Genomic DNA, 19,180 nt, shown 5'->3' on the forward strand with positions numbered 1-19,180 from the left:
CATCGGTCTCGGCAAGCCGGGCTTCGCTCAGCCCATGTTCCGGCTCCTGCAGCGTCGCCGTCGTCGCCGAGATGGCGGGATCACTGTTCAGCGCATTGGCGATCGTCGTATGCATCCCCTCGGGATAGATGCCCCGGACGATCTCATTGGTATTCTCATGAATATTCTCTCCCCAGACGACGGTGCGAATGGCCATGCTGTGCTCCTGTAGAGTGGAGGTCTCGAAAGGTGGGAAGGCAGGATTCAAAGCGCTTTGGAAAACAGCACCGCGTGCGCCTCACTCTCCTCCACGTTCAAGCAACACATAGCCCTTTGTCAGGAATTTGACAAAGGGGAAAATTTCTCTCGTGGCGCGGACAACAGCTTTAGGAAATATCGCAGCAATATCAATGCGAAATGGATTTCGAAAACAGGTTAACGACGACGACGCCAGATACGATCAGCCCAAGCCCGAGGATTGCCGGCAGGTCGAGCCGTTGCTTGAAAAAGATCAGCCCGACCGAGGAAATCAGCACGATTCCCAAAGCGCTCCAAATCGCATAGGCGATACCGACAGGGATGCTCTTCAGCGTCAGCGACAGGCAATAGAAGGCGGCAGCATAACAGGCGACGACGAGCGCCGTTGGCCCGATGCGAGTGAACTGCTGCGACAATTGCAGCGCGGTGGTGCCGATGACTTCGAGCACGATGGCGGCAAAAAGCAGCCCGTAAACGGCGGCCTGGCTCATGACGAATTCCCTTTCGGATTACTTGCCGGTCAGCTCCACGAGGCGGGCGATGAGATCCCGCCTCTGGGCACCGTCGATATCGTGGCTTTCCAGCGTGTCCGCGAACCAAAGCCCGTCGGCGGCAAACCGCACGATCTGGGCGTCGAGCGAGGAGTCGGTGCCGACATATTCCGCTGCCCGCGCCTGCACCCACTGGCGCCAGCGCAGACGCAGCCGGGGTTCGGCAAGCAGCGCGACCGTCACCTGCGTCCAATTTCTGGAATCGTCGGGACGGTCCTTGAGACCGGATACCGCCATGACATAAGCGCGGGTGAAACGGCCCTGCGGCAGCGGATCACCCCGCATCAGCTCCTCGATATCGGCGTCGAACGTTTCAAGCAGGCTCTCGAACAGGGCATCGAGCAACGCATTCTTCGTCGGGAAGTGATGCAGCAGCCCGCCCTTGCTGACGCTGGAGGCGGCCGACACCGCATCGAGCGTGACCGCGGCCATGCCTTCACTCGCAGCAAGACGCGCGGCGACATCCAGCAATTGCTGGCGCACGAGAGTCGGTTGTTTCTTGCGGTGATGAGCGTTCGACATGCGATATAAAGATACCGTCCGGACGGTTTTGTCAAGAAGAATCGGTTGGAACCCCTGCGGCGCCGGCATTATGCGCGAAATGCCGCGGCAGCTTGATGACAGTTGCGATCATTTTCCGCCCGGTGCATGAAGAGGCCGGGGAAAGACATTTGGGATGGTTTCGTGACCGAGAAGGTCACCACTCTATATCAAGCGATCGGCGGCGATCCCGCCGTCAGGGCGCTGACGCGCCGTTTCTATGAGCTGATGGACAGGCTGCCGGAGGCAGGCAACGTGCGCGCCGTGCACCCGCCGAGCCTTCAGGAGAGCGAAGAGAAATTCTACGAATATATGAGCGGTTATCTCGGCGGCCCGCCGCTCTATACCGACAAACGCGGCCATCCGCGCCTGCGCAGCCGCCATTTCGTCGCCGAGATCGGCCCTGTCGAGCGCGACGAATGGCTGCTCTGCTTCCGCCGCGCCCTCGATGAGACGATCGAAAGCCAAGCGCTGCGCGATCTCATCTGGGCGCCGGTCGAGCGCCTTGCCTACTACATGCAGAACAAGGAACAGCCATGAGCCTGAATGCGCGTCTGGAACCGGTGCTCTATCTCTTTGCCGGCCTGTTCGGCGTGGCCGGCGTCGCGCTTGCCGCTCTTGCCGCCCATGGCGGCGGGCAAGCCAACCTGGCCGCATCGGCATCCGCCATGTGCCTGGCGCACGCCCCTGCCCTGCTGGCATTGGCTTTCGGCACCGCAAGGCTCAAAACCGCCTGGCTGGCCGGTTTTCTGATGATCTTGGGAACGCTGCTCTTTGCGGGCGACCTGGTCTCGCTGCGTTTTGCCGGTTCCGGCCTCTTCCCCTATGCCGCCCCGACCGGCGGCTGGGCGATGATGCTTGGCTGGCTGGCGATTGCGGCGGGTGCGGTCTTGCGGGTTCGGGCGGAGATCTCCCCTTCTACCCGGGCGGGAAGAAGGTGCCCGAAGGGCGGATGAGGGGGCTACGGACGCCAAGCTAACTGTCAGCGGCTATATCCCATCGACCACATTGAAGCCCTCAAACACCGGCGGTCCCTTATACATCGCCTTGCGGTCGCCGGCATTTCGGTGCGCGGCACGAAAATTCTCGGACTTCGTCCAGTTCTGAAAATCCGCTTCGCTCTTCCAGACCGTGTGCGAGGAATAGAGCGTATAGCCCTCCTCTTCGTTGGCCTTGCCGCGCAATAGGCGGAATTCGACGAAACCGGGCACCTCGGCCAGGCTGGAATCGCGATTGCGCCAGACCGTCTCGAAATCACTCTCGCTGCCGGCTGCGACCTTGAAGCGGTTCATTGCGATATACATGAAATCTCCCTACGCCTTCCGCTTATCGGCCCTTGCCGCAAGCGCGGGAAAGGCGAGGATATTATTGCCGTTTGCCGCCGCCGGGCCAAGTGCTCTCGTCGTCGCTTCTCCAGGCATGCGCGCCTCCCAGGTCGGGAACAGCGTCACATTCTGATAGATCCGCTGGCGTTCGGCATGCTGCTGAAAAAGTTCGTAGAGTTCGGGGACGAGGCCGTCGCCGCTCTGCGCGGCGAGCTTGTGCAGGCCGATCATGGTGAAGCCGTCGGGATGCTGGTCGTTCATCTGGAATTATCTCGTTCGTTCATCGTCTGCAGCGCACGCTCCAGGCTGGACTTGCTGCCGTTGCGCAGCGGGATGAAGGCCTTGCCGAACTTCTTGCAGCCGGTCTTCACCCGAAGGCAGGCATCGTGGCTGATACAGTCGATCGGGCAGAAGACGCAGTCGACCGAGGGAAGCACGGTATCGATGCGGGACACCGCTTCGCGCAGGCCGCCGTCGTGATGAATGAGCTCAGCGCCGAAATTGCTGCAGATTTGGCGAAGATGCGCCACCTGGCAGTCGCGCCCGCCGACATAGAGGAAACTGCGGCCATCCAGTTTGGACCGTCCGGGGGATGCCTGACTTGCGTCCTCGCCCGCGCTGTCGCGGACCTCCCGGTTCGAACCCTTCTTGCCCTTGCGAGCCATTTACCACCCGTTCGCTCGTTGATCGTCACACGATTCCTGCGTGTGCTGGTGGACCTTATTAAACTTGATTTTTAGAGTAAAGTATAAAGTTGATAATTTTTCTCATATTTATCGCGTGGTGACCTGAACCTCTTGAGTGAAGCTCCAGCTAGCCTTACCCCACTCAGGGGGCAATGGCGGAAATGGCGCAGCGCGGCGCACACCATCGAGAGCAGCCTTGTCCAAATCTGCGATACCTGAACTGCCGGCAACGGAGACTGACGACAGCCTGCCTGTTCCATCAATCGTCAATCTGAGGCGCACAGAAATGGCCTCGCCCATCCTTTTGTATTCGTTAGGCACCCGAATTGCGCGGCGAATACGCTTCTGCACCTTGCCGGGATAGTTGGCGACAGCCGCGCTTCCAACGCCATCACCTCTGCCTGATGCCGTTGACATGCCATTATATTCAGGCGCGTCCTGACCAGTCGTTACGCCCCTCTCCGAGTCCCGCCGGTCCTTGCCGTTTTTGCCACCTGTAGGCTCCGCCTTTTTCCGAGGCGGCTTTTTTTCATCCGGTTTCGGCTTTTCTACATTCTTGGGTTTCTGCTCCGGCTTTTCTTCGGGCTCGGGAGAAACTTCGGCAGTCTCGATGGGCTTCACTTCCTCTGGCCGAACTTCAGTAGGCTGCACCGCAAGCGCCATCTGTTCTGGTGCCGTAGTCGGCAAGATATCGGGCACGGGCTGTTCCGGCACCACCGTTGCCATGGGCTGAGCGACGAAAGTATCGGCGGGATTCTGAGAAACAAGAATCTCCGGCTCCGCAGCCACAGCTGCCTCAGGCGAAACACGTGTTACGTCTTGGGCAGGCTGCATCGCTTCGATCTCAACTGGTTGCGCCTGCTCGGGCTGTATCTCTGTCGGCTGAAGTTCGTCAGTCTCAGTCGTCGATTGAACCGTCTCCGGCTTGACTTCCTCCGCAGCAATTTCATCTGGCTTCAATTCCAGCTCTGGATCACCTGCCGAAGTCTGATCGACATCGGAGTCGCCATACACGATGACGCTGACGGCCTCACCGGCGTCTTCAATCACTTCGGTCGGTGGCTGCGGCATGACCAGGGCAAGAGCGACCACCAGACTTACATGGAAGATCAGGGAGCAGATGCAGGTCAGCGTCAGCCGCCGCCGCATCGGCGTCTTCTCGTCATCCTGTTTTTCCGCCGCCGCGTCCATCGGCGGCGCGGAAACGGAAGTTGCCGGCGCGGCTTCCGGATGATCGGGAAAGGAGGATATCTGCGCGAAACGTGTATAGTGGATCACCGTTTCGCCGGCCGGCTGCCGCTGCGCGTTGCGCAATTCGGAAAGCTCGTGGCCTGGATGCATGCCGGGCGTGTTATCGTTCAGGCTGCCGCCGGCGTCCGCCTCCCCGATGAGCACCTGTCTCGATCTGGTTTTCGCTGAAATCGCCATTGTCTATGCCTCGGACAGCCTGAAACACGCCCGCCGGGGTTCATCCCCGGCGTCTTCTTATCCCTCGAAGGGGACGGAGATCTGCGAGCGGGTGACGATACCCTTCATGCATTCGCCAGCAGCCGGCCCGTCGCAGACCGGCGTGTCGTTGATCAGGATGCGGGTCACGCTCTCGCATTTGACATTCGGCATGTCGAACTGGCGCACGCGCTTCTTGCCCTGCGGCAGATCGCGAAAATCGAGCACGGTGATCCGGTCGACGGCGTTCTTGTCGTTGAAGAAGGCGAGTTCGAAGGAGACCTTGTTGATGGCGGCGGGCAGCTGGTTGAGCGCGACGAAGGTCATCATGCAGCCCTTCTGCGAGGGCGCCAGCGCGTTGAGCTCGACATTGAGAGAGGCTGCCGGCGCCGTCTCCTGTGCCTGGCATACGCTCGCAACCGCCATTACCCAGCCGGCCGCAACGGCCGCAAACCTACCCGTCATAATCTTCTCCGCCATTGTCGCCGGCCGCCAGCAGGCAGCCGCAAATCAGCAATCTCAAAAACTTGACTACGTTAGTCTCCTATTGCGTCTTTAAAAAACTATGAGTAAGAAAGTCAAGTTAATTGTCACCACACCGGGGACCACCGATCCCCGGCTTCACGGAATTGCCAACCGACATGATGGTTGAAAAGCCAGATAGCTTTAAGCATGCGCCGCTGCCAAGCGAGCCGGCGGCGCAACAGCGGATCGTCGACAGCGCGGATCTTTTCCGCGGCACGAACGAGATCGTGATCAGACACGACGGGCTGGTCTACCGCCTGAAGATCACCCGCCAGGGCAAGCTCATTCTTAATAAATAGGGCCAATAAGTAGGTAAGACATGACTGAACAGAAAAGACCGGCGCCGGCCGAAATCCGTGCGTTTCGCGCCGAAAATCCAAAGATGCGCGAGCGCGATATCGCCGCCCGGCTGAAGATTTCCGAGGCCGCCCTCGTCGCCGCCGAAACCGGTATCAGCGTGACCCGCATCGATGGCAGCGCGCTGAAGCTTCTGGAACGCGTCGCCGGCCTCGGCGAAGTGATGGCGCTGTCGCGCAACGAAAGCGCCGTGCACGAGAAGATCGGCGTCTTCGAAAACATCAAGATGGGCATGCAGAGCGCAATCGTGCTCGGCGAGAACATCGACCTGCGCATCTTCCCGAGCCGCTGGGAGCATGGCTTCGCCGTCTCCAAAAAGGATGGCGACCAGGAGCGTCTCAGCCTGCAATATTTCGACAAGGCGGGCAACGCCGTGCACAAGGTGCATCTGCGACCGAATTCGAATGTCGAGGCCTATCACGCGATCGTCGCCGAATTGAAACTCGAAGACCAGTCGCAGGAATTCGTCGAGGCGGAGATCTCCAATACCGCCGATGAGGCCGCAAATGTCGACCGCGACGAGCTGCGCGACAACTGGAGCAAGCTCACCGACACGCATGAGTTCTTCGGCATGCTGAAGCGCCTGAAGATCGGCCGCCAGGCGGCCATCCGCAGCGTCGGCGACGACTATGCCTGGAAGCTCGACAACAGCGCGACGGCGGAGATGATGCATGCCTCGGTGAAATCAGGCCTGCCGATCATGTGTTTCGTCGCCAATAACGGTATCGTCCAGATCCATTCCGGCCCGATCGTCAACGTGCAGACCATGGGCCCGTGGATCAATATCATGGACCCGACCTTCCACCTGCATCTGCGCCAGGACCACATCGCCGAGACCTGGGCCGTGCGCAAGCCGACCAAGGACGGCCACGTCACTTCGCTCGAGGCTTACAATGCCGACGGCGAGATGATCATCCAGTTCTTCGGCAAGCGCAAGGAAGGCTCTGACGAACGCGTCGAATGGCGCGAGATCATCGAAAACCTGCCGCGGGCAGCAAGTGTCGCCGCATAAGGATCGCAACCATGACGATGCGTAACAATCTGCGCCGAATCCGCCCCTGGCAACTGGCGCTGACGGCGGCCGTCATGGCGCTGCCGCTGATCCCATCGGCGCCGGCGGTCAAAGGCATCGCCTTTGTCCGCGCCGTCCACGCCGAGGACAGCAAGCTCGACACGTCGCGCCTGGTTTCGGTCGGCGGCGATATCACCGAGATCGTCTATGCGCTCGGCGAGGAAAGCCGGCTGATCGCCCGCGACACGACGAGCACCTATCCGGAAGCGGCGCTGAAACTGCCCAATGTCGGTTATATGCGCGCGCTCTCGCCCGAAGGCATCCTCGCCATGAACCCGACGGCGATCATCGCCGTCGAGGGTTCGGGCCCGAAGGAGGCGCTGGCCGTGCTGAAGAATGCCAGCGTGCCCTTCGAGACCGTGCCGAGCCCGTTCACCCGCGACGGCATCATCGCCAAGATCGATCGCGTCGGCGCGCTGCTCGGCGTGCCCGACAAGGCGAAGGCGCTTGAAGGAAAGGTCGCGGCCGATCTCGACGCGGCGATCGCCGACGCCGAAAAGCGCCCGGAAGCCGAGCGCAAGCGCGTTCTCTTCATCCTCAGCGCCCAGAATGGCCGGATCATGGCCTCGGGCACCGGCACGGCGGCCGACGGCATCATCCAGCTTGCCGGCGCCGTCAATGCCGTCGGCGCATTCCCCGGTTATAAGCCGCTGACGGACGAGGCGATCATCGAAGCCAAGCCCGACATCATCCTGATGATGAATCGCGGCGATGGCGCCGGCACCAGAAACGAGGACCTGCTGGCCCAGCCGGCGATCGCGCTGACGCCGGCCGGCGAGAAGAAGGCGATCGTGCGGATGGACGGCATCTACCTGCTCGGCTTCGGCCCGCGCACGGCCGCCGCCGCGCGAGAGCTCAACGCGGCGATCTACGGGGGCTGATCATGGCCCTGCCGCAAGCCATGACGCAACGAGGGCGACGCTTTGCGATGGCAGAGATCGGCGAAACCAGGCGGGCGGGCGACAGAACGCGGCTCGCCGTGCTGGCGATCGCGCTGCTTGTCGCCGGCTCCGCCTTCGCGATGCTGTTTTCGGTGACGACAGGCGCCTCGGATGCCTCGATCCTCGACGTCATCGGCAACATGACCGGCTCGGAGGCGGCGCTGAGCGCCCGTGACCGGATCATCATCTTCGATATCCGCCTTCCCCGCACGATCCTCGGCTTTCTGATCGGCGCCTCGCTGGCCGTCTCCGGCACGGTGATGCAGGGCCTGTTCCGCAATCCGCTCGCCGATCCGGGCCTTGTCGGCGTCTCCTCCGGCGCAAGCCTCGGCGCGGTCGCCATGATCGTGCTCGGCAGCGGCCTGGCGGCACCGTTCCAGGCGTTCTTCGGCATCTATGCTTTGCCGGTGGCCGCCTTCGGCGGTGGTCTGGTCACGACGCTGCTGCTCTACAGGATCGCCACCCGTCACGGCCAGACCTCGGTGGCGACGATGCTGCTTGCCGGCATCGCGCTCGGCGCGCTCACCCTCGCCCTCACCGGCCTGCTGATCTACATGGCCAACGACCAGCAGCTGCGCGATCTGACCTTCTGGAGCATGGGCTCGCTTGCCGGCGCCACATGGACGAAGATCGCCGCCGCCGGCCCGATCATCCTGCTGTCCTTCATGGCCCTGCCCTTCATGGCCCGCGGCCTCAATGCCATCACGCTCGGCGAGGCAGCCGCCTTTCATATGGGCGTGCCGGTGCAGCGGCTGAAGAATGTCGCGATCGTCGGCGTCGCCGCGGCGACCGGCGCTTCCGTCGCCGTCAGCGGCGGCATCGGCTTCGTCGGCATCGTCGTGCCGCATATCCTGCGCATGGCGATCGGCCCGGATCATCGTTTTCTGCTGCCGGCCGCAGCCCTTCTCGGCGGCTCGCTGCTGATCTTCGCCGATGTCCTGGCGCGCACCCTGGTCGCCCCTGCCGAACTGCCGATCGGCATCATTACCGCAGCGGTCGGCGGCCCCTTCTTCCTGTGGATCCTGCTGAAGCAGCGTTCGCGCCTTGCCCTGTGAGCGATCTTGTGAGTGACGTGCAGATGATCGAAGTGTCCGGCCTTTCCGTGCGCCTTTCCGGCAAATTAATCATCAGCGACGTCGCCTTCACCGCAAAGGCCGGCGAGCTGACGGCGATTGCCGGGCCGAACGGCTCCGGCAAGACGACGACGATGAAAGCGATCTCCGGCGAGCTTGCTTATGATGGCTCGGTGCGCATCGGCGGCGACGAGGTGCGAGGACTGAAACCCTGGCAGCTTGCCGCCATTCGCGGCGTGCTGCCGCAGTCAAGCACCATCTCCTTTCCCTTCACCGTGCGCGAGATCGTCCGTATGGGCCTGACCTCGGGCCTCAACCTCAATCCCGACCAGGCCGATGAGACGGCGGCCGCAGCACTTGCGTCCGTCGACCTCTCCGGCTTCGAAGGCCGTTTCTATCAGGAACTCTCCGGCGGCGAGCAGCAGCGCGTGCAGCTTGCCCGCGTGCTTTGCCAGATCGCCGAGCCCGTCGTCGACGGCAAGTCCCGCTGGCTGCTGCTCGACGAGCCGGTCTCCAGCCTCGACATCAGCCATCAGCTGACCATCATGTCGCTCGCCGCGATTTCTGCGAACGCGGCGGCGGCGTCATCGCCGTCATGCACGACCTCAACCTGACGGCGCTCTTTGCCGACCGCCTCGTGCTGATGAAATCCGGCCGCCTCGCCGCCGCCGGCGGCATCGATGAGGTGTTGACCGATGAGACCATGCTCTCGGTCTTCGGCTGCGCGCTGCGCATCAATCAGGTGCCTGCCGACGGCACGCCCTTCGTGCTCGCCCACAGCGCCGTTTCCCAGCGCTAACCACCGCATACGGCGGAACTTTTGACCGCCCGGCACGTTGTCGGCAGTGATTTGGGTCAATGCCGCGCGGTCTCCTCTATGCAACGAACGGTGGTGGCCCCGGTGCAGAACAGGCGGGCTTGCGCGCGCCCCAGCCAATGGAGACAGCCATGACCTATTCCATCTTTCACTCCGGCCGCAGCCGCCGCAACGGCACCTTCCACAATTTCGAATCCGGCATCGAGGAACAGATCGAGGCGCTGCGCGATGAGCTCGCGGAACTGACGCGCCTGGTCGGCAAGAGTTCGCGCCATCAGGGCGATAAGATGCGCAGCCAGGCAAGCGCCGGCTATGAGGAACTGCTCAGCCGCAGCGAGGATCTCTTACGCGAATTGCAGCATGGCTACGAGCGCGGCGCGACCGAGATGCGCGAGACCGTGCGCAAACATCCGCTGGCAACGATCGGCGCCGCAGCCGCCTTCGGCCTGGCCATCGCCTTCCTCGCGCGGCGCTGAGGAAGCGCGATGCTCTCGATCCTCAGCCTGCTGACGGGCGCAAGCGTGCACCGGACCGTCGCGCGCGCCAAGCGCACCAGCATCTTCCTTGCGCTCGCCCTGCTCTTCATTCTCACCGCCTATGCGCTGGCCGTCACCGCCGGCGCCATCTGGCTCGCCGGCATCTACGGCCCGGTCGGCGCCGCCCTCTTCCTGGCCGCTTGCGCACTGCTGATCGCCGTCATCCTGGTGGTGGTGATGGTGATCATCAACGCCCAGGACAAACGCCGCGCCCGCGAGCGCCGCGCAGCGCTGGAATCACTGGCGGCAGTCGGGCTCGGCCTCGTCCGCGCCCAGCCCCTACTGACCGCCGGCGTGCTGGCGGCCATCGTCGCGGCCAATCTGGTGGGATCAAAGCGGGAGGATTGAGGAAGCGAGCCCCTCTCCGTGTTACTGGAAGAGGAGAGGGAGATGGACATATTCTCCTCCTTGTCGGCGGACGATTGGGCACGGACGCTCACCTCACCCTCCCTCATTCCTGTGCTCGTCACAGGAATCCAGCCACGGCGCGTCCGCGCCGTGAAGGAACCGGTACTTCCACGGAAAGAGTCTTTTGCGCCCAAGGACTTGGGCGCGCTGGATTCCTGTGACAAGCACAGGAATGAGGGCGGAGAGACTACCGCCCGCAATACACACGCGGCACCCTCGCGCTCCCGACAGCCAAAAAAGCCGGCGTCTCAGGGGCAGCCGGCCGTCCTCCCAACATAACCCTCCTCAGAACGCAAACGCCTTCGAGGTCAGCGGCGCCGAGGTGGCGTCGGGGCCGAAATCGGCTTCGCCCGAGATCTGCAGCAATTCCTGCAGGCGTTGGCGGGCGCGGTTGACGCGGCTCTTGATGGTGCCGACGGCGCAGCCGCAGATTTCGGCGGCCTCCTCGTAGGAAAAGCCCGAGGCGCCGACGAGGATGATCGCTTCGCGCTGGTCCGGCGGCAGCTGATCGAGCGCCTTCTTGAAGTCCTGCAGATCGAGCGCGCCATATTGCGACGGATGCATCGCCATCGATTCGGTGAACAGGCCGTCGCTGTCCTGCACCTCGCGGCCGCTTTTCCGCATCTGGCTGTAGAGCTCGTTGCGCAGGATCGTGAAGAGCCAGGCCTTCATATTGGTGCCCATCTCGAAATGATCCTGCTTAGCCCAGGCTTTCATGATCGTATCCTGGACGAGATCGTCGGCACGGTCGTGGCGGCCGATGAGCGAGATTGCAAAGGCGCGAAGACTGGGCAGGGCCGCCAGCAGTTCCCGCTTGAAGCTGGGTTGCATTTTATCTTCCATGCGACGATCCTATTCGGCCATCTTGGCGGAAGCCATCATCTCGGCATGGTCGAGCTTTTCGAGAAGATCGAGAAAACGATCCGGGATCGCTTCACCCTGTGCGGCCGCATAAAGCGACCGCAATTTGACGCCGATCTGATTGTTCGGGTCCAGGATATCGCTTGCCCGCAGCTCCAGCTTGCGCTGATCGGCTGCTTCTTTCTTGCGTGTGGTCATCAATTCGTCTTCTCGCCGGTTGTCTGTTCTAGGAGCGTGCACGGCATCATCACGACTTCGACCAGCGAGACCGAGGCTTTCGATTATCGATGTCGCCGAGGTTTGCCGCTGCGTGGGTCAAAATGCTACGCCCTTTCTATGTCGGCTGGAATAATGCGGCGCGGCAAAAAAAGTTCCTGCCGTTCCGGAACTTTTTTATCAAGATGACGTTAATCGGTCATTGAAGCCAATGCCGGCCTGTATACAGGAGCCATATATGACACTTTCTACTCGAATTGCGCCGCACCTGCCTTATCTGCGTCGCTATTCCCGCGCACTGACCGGCACTCAGACTTCGGGCGACGCCTATGTCGCCGCCGTTCTTGAAGCCATCATCGCCGATCTGTCGATTTTCCCGGACACGGCGAATGACCGGGTCGCCCTCTACAAACTGTTTACGCAACTGTTTGGTTCCACTGCAGTCCAGATTCCAGAGCCGACCTCGCCATATGCGTGGGAACAGCGCGCCACCCTCAATCTGTCCAAAGTTTCGCCAGGCGCCCGTCAGGCCTTTCTGCTCGCTTCCGTGGAGAATTTCCGCGTCGCTGAAATCGCAGAAATTCTCGAGCTCGACGAACAGGATGTCATGCAACTGCTCGACAAGGCTTCGCAGGAGATTTCCCGCCAGGTGGCAACCGATATCATGATCATCGAGGACGAGCCGTTGATCGCCATGGATATCGAACAGATGGTCGAAAGCCTCGGCCACCGCGTCACGGGAATCGCCCGCACCCATGCCGAAGCCGTCGCACTCTACAACAAGACGAAGCCAAGCATGGTGCTCGCCGACATCCAGCTTGCCGACGGCAGTTCCGGCATCGATGCCGTCAACGACATTCTCAAGACGTCGAGCGTGCCGGTGATCTTCATCACCGCTTTCCCGGAACGGCTTCTGACCGGCGAGCGCCCCGAACCGACTTTCCTCGTCACCAAACCTTTCAACCCCGACATGGTCAAGGCACTGATCAGCCAGGCGCTTTTCTTCAATGAATCGACCAAGGTAGCCGCCTGAGACGCAATTTTCCGGCTTTCGGAACCAAACCGTCGAAACAGGCGTTCCGGTGCTGCCGGGACGCACCGAAGGCCTTAACGGTTTTTGCAGCGCTTCGTTCTAGAGTTGGCAGGCGGTTTCTGGAGGGCGTTCCCTTCAGCGACGTTCAATACGTCACAAGGAAAGGCGGCCGAGTGAATACGACTGAACCATTGTCGGGCACGCCTTTCACCTTCGAAGGCAAAGCCGCAATGATGGAACGGGCGCTCGGCAGCGCCGGTATTTCAATACTCTGCCAGGATGCACGGCTTTCGATTTTCTACGCCGAAAATCTGCCGCCGTATTTCGCGGCGCGCTTCATGCCCGGCGGCACTGATGCCGGCCTTTTCGGTGATATCCATGGGCAGTATCTGACAGCGCTGAAACATAAGGTGCTGGAGACCGGCATCCCCAACAATGCCGAGGTCGAGATCGACGTCGACGGCGAAATGCGCACCTATGAACTGAAAATCCAGCGCACCGGTGAACGCGGCACGCATGGGCTTCTGTCCGTCATGACGGAGGTCACCGAAAGCCGGCATCGTGAAAAAGTACTGAAATCGCTGCTGCGCGAACTCTCGCACCGCTCGAAGAACCTTCTCGCCATCATCCAGGGCATTGCCACGCAGACGGCGCGCAACACGCTCTCGCTCGACAGTTTCCTCCTGAAGTTCCGCGGGCGGCTGCAGTCGCTTTCCAATTCCCAGGACCTGATCACTGATTCGAGCTGGCGCGGCGCCTATCTCTTCGAACTCGCCGAAAAACAGTTCGCCCCCTACTGGCCGGAAACATCAGGCTCCATGCCGATCTACGGCATCAATGCGCATCTGACGCCGAATGCCGCGGTGCATCTTGGACTTGCTCTCCACGAACTCATCGTCAACTCCGCCTCCTATGGCGCCATTGCCGGCGGCGCTGCCTCCATCACGCTCAACTGCCGGGAAGCTGCGATCGGCGACAGAAGGGCGATCGAGATCGCCTGGGCGGAAGTGCTGCAGGATCAGTCGGAAGTCCACGAATTCAGTGACAACAGCTTCGGCCGCACCGTGCTGGAGCGTGTCGTGCCCTCGTCGGTCAACGGCAAGGCGGAACTGAACCTTGTGCCCGGCCGCATCGAATATCGGCTGACCATTCCGGAGACCGAATTCGAGATCTTCAAGCGCATCTGAAGTGGGAAAATAAGACGAGCGAAAACAGAAAAACAGCCGGTGCGAGGGCGGCGCACCGGCTGTCTTCACTCACCGGGAGGGGACCGTGAGTACGTCCGGATAGTGGGTTGGGGGCGCGCATGTTGGGTCGATGCGATCACCATCCGGATATCGCAATAACGACGACGTCCAAATTTGGTTCCCTGCGATCGTAAATAAATTCCACTTTTTTGACTCTTTTTTCGGACTCCCCTTCTGGGCCGAACGCGCAAATATTTCGCAGGCCTAAGGCTGGGAAATTTCTCGTTTGAAAACAGCAGCTTGCGCGGGCACGGAAGAGAGCGAACCGTCAAAATTTTACCGTTTGATAAATTTTTAAACCTGAGTTACGCTTTCCCTCACAGGCCGTTTACCAATAATGAGGGAACTTCAATGGAACGACTGGAAACTGGGATTCATTCCGGCCGGCTATCGCCCGCCGAGTATGAGACTAATTTTTCCGATCTGCATCCACGCCTCGACAATCACGAGGCGCTGGTCGCCGCCGACCGCTGTTATTTCTGTTATGACGCGCCGTGCATGACGGCCTGTCCCACCTCGATCGACATTCCGCTCTTCATCCGGCAGATTTCGACCGGCAATCCGATCGGCTCGGCAAAGACGATCTTCGATCAGAATATCCTCGGCGGCATGTGCGCCCGCGTCTGTCCCACCGAAGAGCTCTGCGAACAGGCCTGTGTGCGCAACACGGCGGAAGAACGGCCTGTCGAGATCGGCCGCCTGCAGCGTTACGCGACCGATGCCGCCATGCAGGCCGGCAAACAGTTCTATGTCAGGGCCGAAGCATCAGGAAAGAAGATCGCCGTCGTCGGCGCCGGCCCGGCAGGACTGGCCGCTGCGCACCGCCTGGCGGTGAAAGGCCACTCCGTCACCATCTACGATGCCAGGGAAAAATCCGGCGGCCTCAACGAATACGGCATCGCCACCTATAAGACAGTCGACGACTTCGCCCAGCAGGAAGTCGATTACATCATCTCGATCGGCGGCATCGAAGTCCGCCACGGCGCCCTTCTCGGCCGCGATTTTTCGCTTGCCGATCTGCAGGCGCAATATGATGCCGTCTTCCTCGGCATCGGCCTTGCCGGCGTCAATGCCTTGCGCATCGAGGGCGAAAACCTTGCCGGTGTCGACGATGCCGTCGATTTCATCGCCGCACTGCGTCAGGCTGACGACAAGAGCGATATCGCCATCGGCCGCCGCGTCGTCGTTCTCGGCGGCGGCATGACGGCGATCGACGCTGCCGTGCAGGCAAAGCTGCTCGGCGCCGAAGAGGTGACGATCTGTTACCGCCGCGGCAAGGAGCATATGAACGCCTCGGAATACGAGCAGGATCTGGCAAGCTCCAAAGGCGTCATCATCCGCCATTGGCTGGCGCCGAAGTCGATCCTGGCGCAGGACGGCAAGGTCGCCGCCATCGAAGTGGAATACACCAAGCTCGTCGAAGGCCGCCTCGTCGGCATCGGCGAAACCGGCGTGATTGCCGCCGACCAGATCTTCAAGGCGATCGGCCAGACCTTTGACGCCTCCGGCCTCGGCTCGCTTCGCATGGAATCCGGTCGCATCGCGGTCGACGTCGAGGGCCGCACCTCCCTCGACGGCGTCTGGGCCGGCGGCGACTGCGTCTTCGGCGGCGAGGATCTTACGGTTTCCGCCGTCGCGCACGGCCGCGACGCGGCTGAATCCATCCATCGCGCCCTCTCCGCAGCAGCCGCTCCGGCTGTCGCGGTTGCTTGAAGGGGAGAATGAATAATGGCTGATCTCCGCAATAATTTCGTCGGCATCAAATCCCCGAACCCGTTCTGGCTGGCCTCCGCGCCGCCGACCGACAAGGCCTATAACGTCGAGCGCGCCTTCAAGGCCGGCTGGGGCGGCGTGGTCTGGAAGACGCTCGGCGAGGAAGGCCCACCCGTCGTCAACGTCAACGGCCCGCGCTACGGCGCGATCTGGGGCGCCGACCGCCGGCTGCTCGGACTGAACAATATCGAGCTCATCACCGATCGCGACCTCTATACCAACCTGCGGGAGATGAAGCAGGTCAAGATGAACTGGCCGGACCGGGCGCTGATCGCCTCGATCATGGTGCCCTGCGAGGAGCAGGCCTGGAAGTCGATCCTGCCGCTGGTCGAAGAGACCGGCGCCGACGGTATCGAACTCAATTTCGGCTGTCCGCACGGCATGTCGGAACGCGGCATGGGATCGGCCGTCGGCCAGGTGCCGGAATATATCGAAATGGTCGTGCGCTGGTGCAAGCAGTACACCCGCATGCCCGTCATCACCAAGCTGACGCCCAACATCACCGATATTCGCCGTCCCGCCCGCGCCGCCAAGGCCGGCGGCACCGATGCCGTCTCGCTGATCAACACGATCAATTCGATCGTCTCCGTCGACCTCGACAATTTTGCCCCCAACCCGACGGTCGGCGGCAAGGGCAGCCATGGCGGTTATTGCGGCCCGGCGGTCAAGCCGATCGCCCTCAACATGGTGGCCGAAATCGCCCGTGATCCGGAAACCTACGGCCTGCCGATCTCGGGTATCGGCGGCATCACCACCTGGCGCGACGCCGCCGAATTCCTCGTTCTCGGCGCCGGCAACGTCCAGGTCTGCACCGCGGCGATGACCTACGGCTTCAAGATCGTAGACGAGATGATTTCGGGCCTCTCCGACTGGATGGACGAAAAGGGCCATCGCACTCTCGACGACATCACCGGCCGCGCCGTGCCCAATGTCACCGACTGGCAATATCTGAACCTCAACTACGTCGCCAAGGCGAAGATCGACCAGGACGCCTGCATCAAATGCGGTCGCTGCCACATCGCCTGCGAGGACACCTCGCATCAGGCGATCACCAACGTCGTCAATGGCTTGCGCCACTTCGAGGTGATCGACGAGGAATGCGTCGGCTGCAATCTCTGCGTCAGCGTCTGCCCGGTCGAGAACTGCATCACCATGGAGCAGCTCCCCGCCGGCAGCCTCGACAAACGCACCGGCCGCGTGGTCGATCCGAACTATGCCAACTGGACGACACATCCAAACAACCCGATGGCCCGCCAGGCGGCGGAGTGACGAATAGCAACGCCGCGGCGAATATCGCCCGCGGCGTGCTTCGGATCGCTGGAGCTGTCGCGCAAAGCGCGGTCGCCTGCCTGAGATTGGCTCAAGTGGCGCCGCCGGTCCTGTGAGGCCCCCTGCGCATCTCCAACTCATGCTCGTACGGTCCCGCATGCCCTCCGGTCCTCATGAAGTGCTTATCGATCTCGGCGATGATCACTTCACCCTTCTCTCCGGCATTTAACCGGATGAGAGCATCGAGTTTTGCTTCCGTGCGGTCATCGTTTTCCTTTGAAGACGGAGAGCCGATATAAAGAAAATAGGCAAGACCAACGACCTGCCAGAGCAATTGCAGGAATTCGGACTGCCAGTTTTCAAAGGTGTCTCTGCTCATTTCCATGAGATAGGCATTGATATCAGGCGCTTGCCCGTGGCTCTGCTGCTCGCCGACAAAGGCGAACCAACCGAACATCCAATGGCCGACGAGCGAAAATAGAAAGAAGGCGACGGTGATCCAGGCATAGGCGTACTTCTTGAACATGATACCTCCTTTGGAAGGCTTCCCTCCTCGAGTGCCGGCGGTCGCGACCAGCAGCTTTGCCGAGATCCATATCAGCCGATCCCGGGCCTGCCCTTCAACCGATCCGGCCCGGAGACCGCGGATGAAGCAATCGGCGCGCCGGTCGTGAACGAGGGTACTTCACGTCCAAAGACGTCGATGAAAGCGCGCTGATTGCGCCCGACATTGTGAACAGTCCCTACTGGAAACCCCTAACGGTTCTGGAAGGGCGGGGTTCCTCGAAACCGCTCCGCTCCGGAGGAGGCTTTCGCATAATGTCCAGGTGAGGCTGCGAGACAGTCCTGTCAGCGCCCCGCCGGGACGGCCGAGTGACGGGTTTGCAACGCTGCGGCAAAGTTCGATCGGCAACATTGCGCTGAACCGGCCATAGACTTATGACGAGCATGCTGCACGACGCAGCGTGTCAACGAAGAGGAGGCAGCCATGGCTCGCAAACACCTCACCGACTTCAGCTTTTGAGGTCACGTCGAAACGGCGTAAATCCTTCCCGTCCGAAGCCCGGGTCAAGACCGGTTCGCAGATCGTTCATGGCGACGTCGAACTGATCGAAAAACTCGGCCGCGCCGATCCCTGCCCCTGCGGTTCCCGGAGGCGGTTTCAAGAACTGCTGCCTGCAATCCGGCCGCTATGACGGCATCGAACGGGATCACTATTTTCAGAGACCGTAACTGAAAGGAGCGGCGCCCCTTCATCGAAGGGCGCCGTTTCTTGTTGCGGTCGGACCGATATGCCGGATCACAGCTTGAAAGCCTTGACCTCGTTGCCTCGCTCGATGGTCCGGTTGGCGATGAAGCGTCCGGATTTGGCCGCCTCCTGCTTTTCAGCCTCGACCTGACGCAACATCGCTTCAAGACGCCGAAGCGCCAGGGCCTTGTTGCGATGCTGCGAGCGCTCGTCGCGCGCCGTCACCACCAGACCGGTCGGCCGGTGCAGAACACGCACGGCGCTGTCGGTCGTATTCTGATGCTGCCCGCCCGGTCCGCCGGCTCTCAGCGTCTCGAAACGCAGGTCGGCCGGATCGATCGTCACCTCGCCGCCTTCCGGCCCCGCCTCGATACGCTGAACCGCAACATACCAGTTCTGCCGTTTGTGACCGGGACGCACCGGGCTCTTGAAGGTGAACCTGATCGTGCCGCAATAGCCGCCGGCGATCCGTTCCGCCTCGAGGCCATCGAGGCTGACGATCGCCGACTTTGCACCGTGCCGATCCGGCATCGGGCCGAGGCTCTTCTCGAAGGTGCAGCCAAGCCCGATCGCCTCACGCTCGAGGATGGCGAGAAGTGCGGAGAGCGCCATGCGGCATTCCACCGGGCCGTTGCCCGACGTCACGAGAAGATCAATAGCGCTCATGGCTGCGCCCTCCTTGCCTGCGATATTCAGGCTTTCGCCGACGCTGTTCCACCTCCGCCTCGTCAACCGCCTTCTTGAATGTGACAAGCGGCCGCAGGCTCGCAAGACCAACGACCAGCCCTGCCTGTTCGAGATCACCCACCACCTGCCCGGCATCCTTGTAGGCCGACGCCGCTTCTTCGATGACGAGGGCGCGATCGTCGCAGATCGCGATCCCGCCCCAGGAATTGCGCAGCAGCTGTTCGCGTTCGGACCGGTTGCGGCCGACACGCCCATGCATGGTGGCGCGGTCATATTTGCGGCCGGCCCCATGAGAGATTGCCGATTCCGATGAAGCCGCCCCTTTGTTCCG

24 protein-coding genes and 2 pseudogenes are annotated in these 19,180 nt (G+C 61.6%); 13 read left to right on the plus strand and 13 right to left on the minus strand.

Features of this window, described 5'->3' with window-relative positions:
- The 3 genes and pseudogenes from CO655_RS31365 to CO655_RS31375 all read right to left on the minus strand — a co-directional run.
- Positions 1-196: pseudogene (locus tag CO655_RS31365) on the minus strand (trehalose utilization protein ThuA); the annotation flags it as partial.
- Positions 197-386: 190 nt separating this feature from the next.
- Positions 387-728: an SMR family transporter gene (locus tag CO655_RS31370; protein WP_010026374.1), complete on the minus strand. Its 342-nt coding sequence runs from the start codon at positions 726-728 to the stop codon at positions 387-389.
- An 18-nt stretch (positions 729-746) separates the two neighbouring features.
- Complete coding sequence (locus CO655_RS31375) at positions 747-1,310, minus strand: TetR/AcrR family transcriptional regulator (protein WP_097667838.1); 564 nt, start codon at positions 1,308-1,310, stop codon at positions 747-749.
- A 162-nt stretch (positions 1,311-1,472) separates the two neighbouring features.
- Between CO655_RS31375 and CO655_RS31380 the strand changes: the two genes are divergently transcribed.
- Together CO655_RS31380 and CO655_RS31385 are read left to right on the plus strand one after the other, a co-directional pair.
- Positions 1,473-1,868 carry a group II truncated hemoglobin gene (locus CO655_RS31380; RefSeq protein ID WP_097667839.1) on the plus strand — a complete coding sequence of 132 codons (396 nt, stop codon included), beginning with the start codon at positions 1,473-1,475 and terminating at the stop codon, positions 1,866-1,868.
- Complete coding sequence (locus tag CO655_RS31385) at positions 1,865-2,284, plus strand: DUF423 domain-containing protein (RefSeq protein WP_097667840.1); 420 nt, start codon at positions 1,865-1,867, stop codon at positions 2,282-2,284. The genes CO655_RS31380 and CO655_RS31385 overlap by 4 nt, the downstream gene beginning before the upstream one ends.
- A 33-nt stretch (positions 2,285-2,317) precedes the next feature.
- On the opposite strand, the gene CO655_RS31390 is transcribed toward CO655_RS31385, so the two are convergent.
- From CO655_RS31390 to CO655_RS31410, 5 genes are all read right to left on the minus strand, one after another.
- Complete coding sequence (locus CO655_RS31390; RefSeq protein WP_012484937.1) at positions 2,318-2,632, minus strand: antibiotic biosynthesis monooxygenase; 315 nt, start codon at positions 2,630-2,632, stop codon at positions 2,318-2,320.
- 9 nt (positions 2,633-2,641) lie between these two features.
- The gene (locus CO655_RS31395) at positions 2,642-2,914 is read right to left on the minus strand and encodes a hypothetical protein (protein WP_012484938.1); all 273 of its coding nucleotides are present in this window, start codon (positions 2,912-2,914) and stop codon (positions 2,642-2,644) included.
- Positions 2,911-3,318, minus strand: a complete 408-nt coding sequence (locus tag CO655_RS31400) for a DUF2325 domain-containing protein (RefSeq protein WP_039621588.1) — start codon at positions 3,316-3,318, stop codon at positions 2,911-2,913. The genes CO655_RS31395 and CO655_RS31400 overlap by 4 nt, the downstream gene beginning before the upstream one ends.
- 108 nt (positions 3,319-3,426) lie before the next feature.
- Positions 3,427-4,767 (minus strand): TonB family protein, encoded by a 1,341-nt coding sequence (locus CO655_RS31405; RefSeq protein WP_097667841.1) that lies wholly within the window; start codon positions 4,765-4,767, stop codon positions 3,427-3,429.
- A gap of 57 nt (positions 4,768-4,824) precedes the next feature.
- A complete protein-coding gene (locus tag CO655_RS31410; protein ID WP_038690776.1) occupies positions 4,825-5,250 on the minus strand; it encodes a hypothetical protein in 426 nt (141 codons plus the stop codon).
- A gap of 176 nt (positions 5,251-5,426) precedes the next feature.
- On the opposite strand from CO655_RS31410, the gene CO655_RS31415 reads away from it, so the two are divergent.
- From CO655_RS31415 to CO655_RS31445, 7 genes and pseudogenes are all read left to right on the plus strand, one after another.
- Positions 5,427-5,609, plus strand: a complete 183-nt coding sequence (locus CO655_RS31415; protein ID WP_010023267.1) for a hemin uptake protein HemP — start codon at positions 5,427-5,429, stop codon at positions 5,607-5,609.
- A 20-nt stretch (positions 5,610-5,629) separates the two neighbouring features.
- Positions 5,630-6,679: a ChuX/HutX family heme-like substrate-binding protein gene (locus CO655_RS31420; protein WP_097667842.1), complete on the plus strand. Its 1,050-nt coding sequence runs from the start codon at positions 5,630-5,632 to the stop codon at positions 6,677-6,679.
- 11 nt (positions 6,680-6,690) lie between these two features.
- Positions 6,691-7,620: an ABC transporter substrate-binding protein gene (locus tag CO655_RS31425; RefSeq protein ID WP_097604206.1), complete on the plus strand. Its 930-nt coding sequence runs from the start codon at positions 6,691-6,693 to the stop codon at positions 7,618-7,620.
- Between the two features lie 2 nt (positions 7,621-7,622).
- Entirely contained in the window at positions 7,623-8,735 is a 1,113-nt protein-coding gene (locus CO655_RS31430; RefSeq protein WP_097667843.1) for an iron ABC transporter permease, read from the plus strand.
- 23 nt (positions 8,736-8,758) lie between these two features.
- Positions 8,759-9,552, plus strand: a pseudogene (locus tag CO655_RS31435) (heme ABC transporter ATP-binding protein).
- Positions 9,553-9,701: 149 nt separating this feature from the next.
- The gene (locus CO655_RS31440; RefSeq protein WP_097604204.1) at positions 9,702-10,046 is read left to right on the plus strand and encodes a DUF883 family protein; all 345 of its coding nucleotides are present in this window, start codon (positions 9,702-9,704) and stop codon (positions 10,044-10,046) included.
- 9 nt (positions 10,047-10,055) lie between these two features.
- Entirely contained in the window at positions 10,056-10,454 is a 399-nt protein-coding gene (locus CO655_RS31445; RefSeq protein ID WP_010026644.1) for a hypothetical protein, read from the plus strand.
- A gap of 345 nt (positions 10,455-10,799) precedes the next feature.
- On the opposite strand, the gene CO655_RS31455 is transcribed toward CO655_RS31445, so the two are convergent.
- Together CO655_RS31455 and CO655_RS31460 are read right to left on the minus strand one after the other, a co-directional pair.
- Positions 10,800-11,357, minus strand: a complete 558-nt coding sequence (locus CO655_RS31455; RefSeq protein ID WP_064684848.1) for an RNA polymerase sigma factor — start codon at positions 11,355-11,357, stop codon at positions 10,800-10,802.
- Positions 11,358-11,366: 9 nt separating this feature from the next.
- Positions 11,367-11,573, minus strand: coding sequence for a NepR family anti-sigma factor (locus CO655_RS31460; protein ID WP_012484947.1), 207 nt, complete (start codon positions 11,571-11,573; stop codon positions 11,367-11,369).
- Between the two features lie 256 nt (positions 11,574-11,829).
- Between CO655_RS31460 and CO655_RS31465 the strand changes: the two genes are divergently transcribed.
- The 4 genes from CO655_RS31465 (at position 11,830) to preA (ending at position 16,913) form a co-directional block, all read left to right on the plus strand.
- Positions 11,830-12,624, plus strand: coding sequence for a response regulator (locus tag CO655_RS31465; RefSeq protein ID WP_020922074.1), 795 nt, complete (start codon positions 11,830-11,832; stop codon positions 12,622-12,624).
- 191 nt (positions 12,625-12,815) lie between these two features.
- Positions 12,816-13,811 (plus strand): sensor histidine kinase, encoded by a 996-nt coding sequence (locus CO655_RS31470; RefSeq protein WP_010030602.1) that lies wholly within the window; start codon positions 12,816-12,818, stop codon positions 13,809-13,811.
- Positions 13,812-14,222: 411 nt separating this feature from the next.
- Positions 14,223-15,584 (plus strand): NAD(P)-dependent oxidoreductase, encoded by a 1,362-nt coding sequence (locus CO655_RS31475; RefSeq protein WP_097667845.1) that lies wholly within the window; start codon positions 14,223-14,225, stop codon positions 15,582-15,584.
- 15 nt (positions 15,585-15,599) lie between these two features.
- Entirely contained in the window at positions 15,600-16,913 is a 1,314-nt protein-coding gene (preA, locus tag CO655_RS31480; RefSeq protein ID WP_097604201.1) for an NAD-dependent dihydropyrimidine dehydrogenase subunit PreA, read from the plus strand.
- Between the two features lie 91 nt (positions 16,914-17,004).
- Here preA and CO655_RS31485 read toward each other — a convergent pair whose 3' ends face one another.
- The 3 genes from CO655_RS31485 to CO655_RS31500 all read right to left on the minus strand — a co-directional run.
- Positions 17,005-17,439 carry a DUF6766 family protein gene (locus CO655_RS31485; protein ID WP_097581911.1) on the minus strand — a complete coding sequence of 145 codons (435 nt, stop codon included), beginning with the start codon at positions 17,437-17,439 and terminating at the stop codon, positions 17,005-17,007.
- Between the two features lie 774 nt (positions 17,440-18,213).
- Positions 18,214-18,828: a peptide chain release factor H gene (prfH, locus tag CO655_RS31495; RefSeq protein ID WP_097604198.1), complete on the minus strand. Its 615-nt coding sequence runs from the start codon at positions 18,826-18,828 to the stop codon at positions 18,214-18,216.
- The coding region (locus CO655_RS31500; RefSeq protein WP_176539345.1) for an RtcB family protein at positions 18,815-19,180 on the minus strand (366 nt) is incomplete at its 5' end. The genes prfH and CO655_RS31500, both read right to left, overlap by 14 nt.

The organism is Rhizobium sp. M1 (assembly GCF_002531805.1).
Lineage (GTDB): Bacteria > Pseudomonadota > Alphaproteobacteria > Rhizobiales > Rhizobiaceae > Rhizobium > Rhizobium etli_C.

Coding starts and splice junctions, on each gene's coding strand:
- CO655_RS31370 (WP_010026374.1), bottom strand. CDS start 728: ATGAGCCAGGCCGCCGTTTACGGGCTGCTTTTTGCCGCCATCGTGCTC.
- CO655_RS31375 (WP_097667838.1), bottom strand. CDS start 1,310: ATGTCGAACGCTCATCACCGCAAGAAACAACCGACTCTCGTGCGCCAG.
- CO655_RS31385 (WP_097667840.1), top strand. CDS start 1,865: ATGAGCCTGAATGCGCGTCTGGAACCGGTGCTCTATCTCTTTGCCGGC.
- CO655_RS31390 (WP_012484937.1), bottom strand. CDS start 2,632: ATGTATATCGCAATGAACCGCTTCAAGGTCGCAGCCGGCAGCGAGAGT.
- CO655_RS31395 (WP_012484938.1), bottom strand. CDS start 2,914: ATGAACGACCAGCATCCCGACGGCTTCACCATGATCGGCCTGCACAAG.
- CO655_RS31400 (WP_039621588.1), bottom strand. CDS start 3,318: ATGGCTCGCAAGGGCAAGAAGGGTTCGAACCGGGAGGTCCGCGACAGC.
- CO655_RS31405 (WP_097667841.1), bottom strand. CDS start 4,767: ATGGCGATTTCAGCGAAAACCAGATCGAGACAGGTGCTCATCGGGGAG.
- CO655_RS31410 (WP_038690776.1), bottom strand. CDS start 5,250: ATGACGGGTAGGTTTGCGGCCGTTGCGGCCGGCTGGGTAATGGCGGTT.
- CO655_RS31415 (WP_010023267.1), top strand. CDS start 5,427: ATGATGGTTGAAAAGCCAGATAGCTTTAAGCATGCGCCGCTGCCAAGC.
- CO655_RS31420 (WP_097667842.1), top strand. CDS start 5,630: ATGACTGAACAGAAAAGACCGGCGCCGGCCGAAATCCGTGCGTTTCGC.
- CO655_RS31425 (WP_097604206.1), top strand. CDS start 6,691: ATGACGATGCGTAACAATCTGCGCCGAATCCGCCCCTGGCAACTGGCG.
- CO655_RS31430 (WP_097667843.1), top strand. CDS start 7,623: ATGGCCCTGCCGCAAGCCATGACGCAACGAGGGCGACGCTTTGCGATG.
- CO655_RS31440 (WP_097604204.1), top strand. CDS start 9,702: ATGACCTATTCCATCTTTCACTCCGGCCGCAGCCGCCGCAACGGCACC.
- CO655_RS31445 (WP_010026644.1), top strand. CDS start 10,056: ATGCTCTCGATCCTCAGCCTGCTGACGGGCGCAAGCGTGCACCGGACC.
- CO655_RS31455 (WP_064684848.1), bottom strand. CDS start 11,357: ATGGAAGATAAAATGCAACCCAGCTTCAAGCGGGAACTGCTGGCGGCC.
- CO655_RS31460 (WP_012484947.1), bottom strand. CDS start 11,573: ATGACCACACGCAAGAAAGAAGCAGCCGATCAGCGCAAGCTGGAGCTG.
- CO655_RS31465 (WP_020922074.1), top strand. CDS start 11,830: ATGACACTTTCTACTCGAATTGCGCCGCACCTGCCTTATCTGCGTCGC.
- CO655_RS31475 (WP_097667845.1), top strand. CDS start 14,223: ATGGAACGACTGGAAACTGGGATTCATTCCGGCCGGCTATCGCCCGCC.
- preA (WP_097604201.1), top strand. CDS start 15,600: ATGGCTGATCTCCGCAATAATTTCGTCGGCATCAAATCCCCGAACCCG.
- CO655_RS31485 (WP_097581911.1), bottom strand. CDS start 17,439: ATGTTCAAGAAGTACGCCTATGCCTGGATCACCGTCGCCTTCTTTCTA.
- prfH (WP_097604198.1), bottom strand. CDS start 18,828: ATGAGCGCTATTGATCTTCTCGTGACGTCGGGCAACGGCCCGGTGGAA.